Below are 6,232 nucleotides of genomic sequence, written 5' to 3'. Positions count from 1 at the left end.
TGAAACAAAAAAAGATTTAAAAAATGATATTAAGATCCAGGCAAAAATAATCTCATATATTGGGACAAAATGGTTTCACCGCTAAACACCGTGATTACCGCACCTAAAGCTAGGAAAGGTCCAAAAGGCATTTTTTGTCCCATTTGGTGACGAGAGAGGATAATTGCACCACCACCGATAAATACTCCCAAGACGCAGGAAATAAAACCCGCTAGTAGTAAATAACGCCATCCTAACCATGCTCCCATCATAGCGGCTAATTTAGCGTCACCTGCACCCATAACTGTTTTGCCAAAAGCCATAGAACCTAAAAGGGCGATCGCATCAAACAGCCATAAACCCAGAACTGCACCAGCTATTCCTGTTATTAAGCGTTTTGATAATCCTGCCATAGTTGGTTCTGATAACCAACCAACAGCCATTTGAAAGACTATCCCTAGAATTAATCCCGATTTAGTCAAGGAGTTGGGTAAGGTCATTGTATCTAAATCTATGAAAGATAGAGCTAATAACCAACTACAAAAAACCCAATATCCGAGGGTGAAAATTGAAAATTGAAAAACCCAAAATACTATTAAAAATATTATCCCCGTCAATGTCTCTACTAATGGATAACGGACAGAAATCTTAGTTTGACAATAACGACACCGTCCTTTTAACCACAACCAACCGAAAACCGGGACATTATCATAAGCCTTCAAGCTATTGAAGCACTTAGGACAACGAGAAGGTGGCCACAGCACTGATAAGCCAGCCGGTAGCCGATAAACCACAACATTAATAAAACTACCCAGAGATGCTCCCAAAGCAAAAACAATGATACTAACTGGGATATTCATCAAAATGTCCATATTGTTATTTGTCAGTTGTCAAGTTGACTAATACATATAGGACTCAATTTGATTCAACGGTACAAAACATTCCTGTGGTAACAGCACTGGGTACTGAGTAAAAATCACTTTACCCCTATGAGTTACCCGACTGATTGCTACTCCTGTGGCTTTTCCTACTATTTCTGGATGGACTTCACAGTAGGTATAGTAGATATGACTAGCTGCTCTAATTACAGTAGGATCAATCAAAGAAGGATGCTTTTTGGAGTGGGTAAAAGTTGCCTGTTCTTGTTGTAAAGCGTACACAATTAGCTTTTATGTGGGTTATAGATTTGTTCTTAGTTTATCTGAAAGTTTTAACAATAGATGCTAAAATTTCCAGATTTATACTTTAATGTGATTTTAATTCGAGAATTTGCATTAATGCCTCGCCCATAGCCCGACAGCCTACAAGTTTCATTCCTGGGGACATAATATCTCCTGTGCGATAACCTTGTTCTAAAACTTGTAACACGCTATTTTCAATTAAGTCTGCTGCTTCTGGTTGGTTTAAAGCATAACGCAACATCATTGCTGCACTTAAAACCTGCGCTAAGGGGTTGGCTTTATCAAGTCCAGCAATATCAGGGGCTGAACCGTGAACTGGTTCATAAACACCGGGACCATCAGCACCTAAACTGGCGGAAGGTAACATTCCTATACTACCAGTTAACATCGCCGCAGCATCAGAGAGAATATCACCAAATAAATTTCCTGTAACAATTGTATCAAATTGTTTGGGAGCGCGAACTAATTGCATGGCAGCATTATCTACATACAAGTGAGATAATTCAACATCAGTGTATTCTGAAGAAAGTTGTGTAATTCTTTCCCGCCAAAGTTGAGATACTTCCAAGACATTGGCTTTATCCACAGAACAGAGTTTACCACCACGTTTTTGCGCTGTTTCAAAAGCTACGCGGCCAATGCGTTCAATTTCTGACTCTGTGTAAACCATCGTATTTACACCGCGTTTTTCTCCGGTTTCTGTCGCAAAAATGCCCTTGGGTTTACCAAAATAAATCCCGCCGGTGAGTTCCCGCACCACCATAATATCCACACCTTCCACAACTTCCCGTTTTAAGGTAGAAGCGTCAATTAACTGGGGGATAATTTTTGCAGGACGTAAATTAGCAAATAGTTCTAATCCCGCCCGCAGTCCTAATAAACCCGCTTCTGGGCGTAAATTTGAGGGGAGAGAGTCCCATTTGTAACCACCAATAGCAGCAAGTAAGACGGAATCGCTATGACGGCACATATCTAGGGTAACAGCGGGTAAAGGTTCGCCGGTTTCGTCAATAGCAGCACCACCAATTAAAGCTGTGGAAAATTCTAAGGAAAAATCAAAGCGTTTACCAACGATTTTTAGCACGTCCACCGCTACGGCCATAATTTCGGGACCAATGCCATCGCCAGGGAGTAAGGTAATGCGGTAGTTTTGAGTCATAGTTAGGTATTACTGGGTAAATGTTTGCAGATAAAATATCATACCTAGCAATTGTGCCAAATAAAGTATTTAATTTTTTTTAATCAATATGGCTTGAATACGATTTAGTTAGTCAGTGTTTGGACAAAATTAAATTCATTCGTGGAGAGTGGGAACAGGGAACGGAAAAACAATGTGTGTAATTAATTCTCTCGGATTACTTATTCATGCAACTAAAAAATTATCTCTATTTCTTTTTGCTAGAATTAACTTTATCTTGATTGTGTTAAAAATACAAAAAAAGCATAATTTATGGATTTCCAACAGATTAGTAAAGTTGCAGCCGAACTATTAACTACTTTTGGACTGAAAGTTGTCGGTGCAATTCTTCTCTGGCTAATTGGTCAAAAATTGATTGAATTTGGAGTAAAACTTTTAAAACGTGCTTTCAGAAGCCAAAATCTTGAACCAACACTCATTAGCTATCTGTTAAATATCATTGATATTACATTGAAAGTTATTCTTGTTGTCGCAATTCTTGGCTTCTTTGGTGTAGAAACAACTTCCTTTGCTGCATTACTGGCTGCGGTTGGTATTGCTATTGGTGCAGCATGGGGGGGACTGCTGGCTAATTTTGCCGCAGGAGCATTTTTAATTATTTTCCAACCTTTCAAAGTTGGTGATTTTATTACAGTCGGAGGTGTCACAGGAACTGTTGTGGAAATTGGACTGTTTATAACTTCTTTAAATACACTTGATAATGTGATGACAATTGTGGGAAATAACAAAATCTTTGCTGACAATATTCAAAACTATTCAACTAACCCTTATCGTCGTGTTGATTTATTGGCTCAACTAGCTCATGATGTCGATCATAATCAAGCAATTTCTCTTTTAAAAGCGAGAATCAGCCAAATCCCTAATGTCCTCCAAAATCCAGCCCCAGATGTAGAAATTCTCACCTTTAACTTAGCCGGTTCTGTACTTGCAGTCCGTCCTTATTGTAATAATGCTCACTATTGGCAGGTCTATTTCGATACTAATAAAGTCATTCGTGAAACCTTTGGAGAAGCTAATTATCCAGTTCCTGAACAGCGTTATACAGTTAATAGTTTATCTCAAAATCAAGGACATGATGTTATCCCTAATCCCTCAGAATTAGGTTAATAATTGGGTAATTGGTAATTGGTAATTGGTAATTGGTAATTGGTAATTGGTAATTGGTAATTGGTAATTGGTAATTGGTAATTGGTAATTGGTAATTGGTAATTGGTAATTGGTAATTGGTAATTGGGAAAAGGCAAGAAGCACAAAATATTTCTTTTTATCTCCCTTGCTTCCCAGTCCCCAGTCCCCAGTCCCCAGTCCCCAGTCCCCAGTCCCCAGTCCCCAGTCCCTAAATTCCATCAATTTCAATTACCTTTTGTCGAGATGTTGCACCAGATTTAATTCTGATAGAGGATTTAGCAACATCAAATTTTTTGGCTAGTAGTTTAATTAATTCCTCATTAGCTTTACCGTCTACTGGTGGTGATTTGAGATGTACAGTTAAACTACCATCTGCTAATTCTTCAATTTTTTGCTGTTTAGAATTTGGTTTAACTTTTACTCTTTTTTGCATCATCTATTCCTCGGATTTTTTCTAGCCATAACCAACCAAAAATAGAACCTAATAGATAATGAGGAAAATCCCACCAAGCGAAGGTAGTCCCCAATAATAACTTACCTATGAAGGTAGCACGAATGGCTTCTAATATGGGTGGATGCCAAAGTTGTAAAAATTCGACAATGCAGGTAAGGATAAAAACCCAGATAGGGATTTGAATAACTGCTTTTGGGCTTCTGAAAAACCCAAAAGCAAATAAGCACCAAAAGATTTCATAAAATATCGCTGCACCATAATTATTAAACCATTGATGTCCTATGCCTGGATAATATTTAAAGAAAAAACCCATCGCTATAACGATGAGTATAGAAATGATGATTAATTTGGTTTGTTGACGGTTGCGGGACATTTTTTAACTACATACCCAACATTCTATTGACTTGTGCTAATGCTAAAGGTTTCCGTTCGATGTTTTGGAAACATTCGATTTTTTTAAGTTGTATATAAGCAGTTTTGAAATTACTGATATTTAATAAAACAATATCTTGATAAACTGCATCTTGGGGACTTTTAATATCTATTACCAAGTCTTGTAGTTGATTTTGGCTAATAGCTAAATTCAGATATTTCAAAAATACTTCTCGTTTTTTAGAACGGACACTTACCAAATACCAATTATTAGTGCTTTGTTCTGATGAGTTTGAATCTATCGTTTCGATTGGTGGCATGATTGACAGTGTAATTTTCGGAAATTTATTTAAAGAATCTGAACTGTGATTTTTGTGATTCATTAATCACCCAAATCATAGTTCTGACTTATTTAGCCAATATTTGTAAGCTGCATAAGCTAAGGTGACTACTCCCGTAATAATAGCAGATTCATCAACTTCAAATTGCGGATGATGCAAGGGATGATTAATCGTTCTCTCTTCATAGCCTACACCTAAGCGAAACATTGAACCAGGGGCGTGTTCTAAATAAACGGAGAAATCTTCTGCACCTAATGATGGTTCTGGTAAAATCTGTACACGATCATTACTCCAAGCTTCTTCCGCAGAGGATTGTAATAATTGTGTTAAGGCATTATCATTCTGGACACTGGGTACACCTTGATGATAATTAACTTGATATTTAGCGTTGTAAGAATTACAAACATTAGCAACTATATTTTCAATCCACTGTGGTAGTTTGTCGCGGGTTGCTGGGTGAAGTGATCGTACTGTTCCTAATAACTGTACCTTATCAGCAATTACATTTGGCGCTCTTCCACCATTAATTTGTCCAATACTCAACACTACAGGACGTAAAGGATTTTGTGTACGACTAATCGCTTGTTGTAATGATGTAATCACCTGGGCTGCAATCCAAATCGCATCTATGGCTTCATGGGGACGCGCACCATGTCCAGATTCACCGAGAATAATAATTTCTAAACTGTCTGCGGCTGCTGTTAGCGCACCATAGCGGATACCAACTGAACCAGCGGGAATGGAAGGAAAAACGTGCAACCCTAAAATAGCCGCAACATTATTCATAACTCCATCTTTTACCATCCAGTTTGCACCTTGGGCAATTTCTTCGGCTGGTTGAAATAAAAATCTCACCTTTCCACCCAATTCTGGGGCGATTTGGGAAAGTACCATTGCTGTCCCCAAACCTACTGTAGTATGAATATCATGGCCACAAGCGTGCATGACTCCTTCAATCCGAGACGCATATTCTAAACTTGTGCGTTCTTGAATGGGCAAAGCATCCATGTCAGTGCGAATTGCCAATATCCTATCACTAGGTTGAGTTCCTTGCAATTCCCCGATTACACCTGTTTTACCTATGCCTTCTTCTACGTGTAAGCCATTGGCAGATAATACACCTGCAATAAAAGCAGCGGTTTGATATTCTTCTCCGCTTAATTCTGGATGTGCATGAATATGTCGGCGAATTTCGACTAAGCGGGGTGCTATATTTGTTGTTAAGTCTTTGATTCGGTTTAGCATGACAATAATTCTAATTCATTAACCCTGTATTCCATCATAGAGAACTGCTTATAGCTAAAATGCTGCTAGTGTAACAAGACAAGATGGGAAATTTGCTACTTTGGCTAACCTTAAATATAAAGAAATAATTAAGAGTATACAAAAATTATATAAATTGTTATTACAGAACTATGCAGATGGGAAGAAAGGGTGTATATTAGTCTCAACTTGAGTATACCGAAAGATTTATAGTCTACCAATTATGAGATACCCCTGGTTCACAACAAAAATGAACCGGGGGTATCTGTGTTTTAGGAGTGTAGGGGTGAAATTTTTATTGTTCATTCTTCCTGAC

General features: G+C 38.1%; 9 protein-coding genes. 1 reads left to right on the top strand and 8 read right to left on the bottom strand.

Annotation, left to right across the window (positions count from 1 at the left end):
- Window positions 1-29: 29 nt before the first annotated feature.
- The 3 genes from FJR11_RS16425 to leuB all read right to left on the bottom strand — a co-directional run bounded on the left by FJR11_RS16425 (window position 30) and on the right by leuB (window position 2,319).
- Entirely contained in the window at window positions 30-851 is an 822-nt protein-coding gene (locus FJR11_RS16425) for an A24 family peptidase (RefSeq protein WP_168505506.1), read from the bottom strand.
- Window positions 852-878: 27 nt separating this feature from the next.
- Window positions 879-1,139 carry a hypothetical protein gene (locus tag FJR11_RS16420; protein ID WP_168505504.1) on the bottom strand — a complete coding sequence of 87 codons (261 nt, stop codon included), beginning with the start codon at window positions 1,137-1,139 and terminating at the stop codon, window positions 879-881.
- 85 nt (window positions 1,140-1,224) lie between these two features.
- Window positions 1,225-2,319 carry a 3-isopropylmalate dehydrogenase gene (leuB, locus tag FJR11_RS16415; RefSeq protein WP_168505502.1) on the bottom strand — a complete coding sequence of 365 codons (1,095 nt, stop codon included), beginning with the start codon at window positions 2,317-2,319 and terminating at the stop codon, window positions 1,225-1,227.
- Window positions 2,320-2,610: 291 nt separating this feature from the next.
- Between leuB and FJR11_RS16410 the strand changes: the two genes are divergently transcribed.
- Window positions 2,611-3,465 (top strand): mechanosensitive ion channel family protein, encoded by an 855-nt coding sequence (locus FJR11_RS16410; RefSeq protein ID WP_168505500.1) that lies wholly within the window; start codon window positions 2,611-2,613, stop codon window positions 3,463-3,465.
- On the opposite strand, the gene FJR11_RS23330 is transcribed toward FJR11_RS16410, so the two are convergent.
- From FJR11_RS23330 to FJR11_RS16385, 5 genes are all read right to left on the bottom strand, one after another.
- Window positions 3,457-3,705 (bottom strand): hypothetical protein, encoded by a 249-nt coding sequence (locus FJR11_RS23330; protein ID WP_217358236.1) that lies wholly within the window; start codon window positions 3,703-3,705, stop codon window positions 3,457-3,459. The two genes, FJR11_RS16410 and FJR11_RS23330, sit on opposite strands and share 9 nt — an antisense overlap.
- The gene (locus tag FJR11_RS16400; protein ID WP_168505499.1) at window positions 3,695-3,919 is read right to left on the bottom strand and encodes a DUF167 domain-containing protein; all 225 of its coding nucleotides are present in this window, start codon (window positions 3,917-3,919) and stop codon (window positions 3,695-3,697) included. Before FJR11_RS16400 ends, FJR11_RS23330 begins: the two co-directional genes overlap by 11 nt.
- A complete protein-coding gene (locus FJR11_RS16395; RefSeq protein ID WP_168505497.1) occupies window positions 3,897-4,313 on the bottom strand; it encodes a DUF2809 domain-containing protein in 417 nt (138 codons plus the stop codon). The genes FJR11_RS16400 and FJR11_RS16395 overlap by 23 nt, the downstream gene beginning before the upstream one ends.
- A 7-nt stretch (window positions 4,314-4,320) precedes the next feature.
- Window positions 4,321-4,632, bottom strand: a complete 312-nt coding sequence (locus FJR11_RS16390; RefSeq protein WP_174763064.1) for a chromosome segregation ATPase — start codon at window positions 4,630-4,632, stop codon at window positions 4,321-4,323.
- A 75-nt stretch (window positions 4,633-4,707) separates the two neighbouring features.
- On the bottom strand, window positions 4,708-5,898 hold the full coding sequence (locus FJR11_RS16385; protein ID WP_168505495.1) for a M20 family metallopeptidase: 1,191 nt from the start codon (window positions 5,896-5,898) through the stop codon (window positions 4,708-4,710).
- Window positions 5,899-6,232: the final 334 nt, after the last annotated feature.

Origin of the sequence: Anabaena sp. UHCC 0187 (assembly GCF_009712035.1) — a bacterium.
In the GTDB taxonomy this organism is placed as follows: Bacteria; Cyanobacteriota; Cyanobacteriia; order Cyanobacteriales; family Nostocaceae; genus Dolichospermum.
Note: the sequence above shows the minus strand (reverse complement) of the source record. Positions and strands in the feature narration are given on the sequence as shown.

Excerpts from the sequence above, each read along its gene's own strand:
- FJR11_RS16425 (WP_168505506.1), bottom strand. The coding sequence starts at position 851 with ATGGACATTTTGATGAATATCCCAGTTAGTATCATTGTTTTTGCTTTG.
- leuB (WP_168505502.1), bottom strand. The coding sequence starts at position 2,319 with ATGACTCAAAACTACCGCATTACCTTACTCCCTGGCGATGGCATTGGT.
- FJR11_RS16410 (WP_168505500.1), top strand. The coding sequence starts at position 2,611 with ATGGATTTCCAACAGATTAGTAAAGTTGCAGCCGAACTATTAACTACT.
- FJR11_RS23330 (WP_217358236.1), bottom strand. The coding sequence starts at position 3,705 with ATGGAATTTAGGGACTGGGGACTGGGGACTGGGGACTGGGGACTGGGG.
- FJR11_RS16400 (WP_168505499.1), bottom strand. The coding sequence starts at position 3,919 with ATGCAAAAAAGAGTAAAAGTTAAACCAAATTCTAAACAGCAAAAAATT.
- FJR11_RS16395 (WP_168505497.1), bottom strand. The coding sequence starts at position 4,313 with ATGTCCCGCAACCGTCAACAAACCAAATTAATCATCATTTCTATACTC.
- FJR11_RS16390 (WP_174763064.1), bottom strand. The coding sequence starts at position 4,632 with ATGCCACCAATCGAAACGATAGATTCAAACTCATCAGAACAAAGCACT.
- FJR11_RS16385 (WP_168505495.1), bottom strand. The coding sequence starts at position 5,898 with ATGCTAAACCGAATCAAAGACTTAACAACAAATATAGCACCCCGCTTA.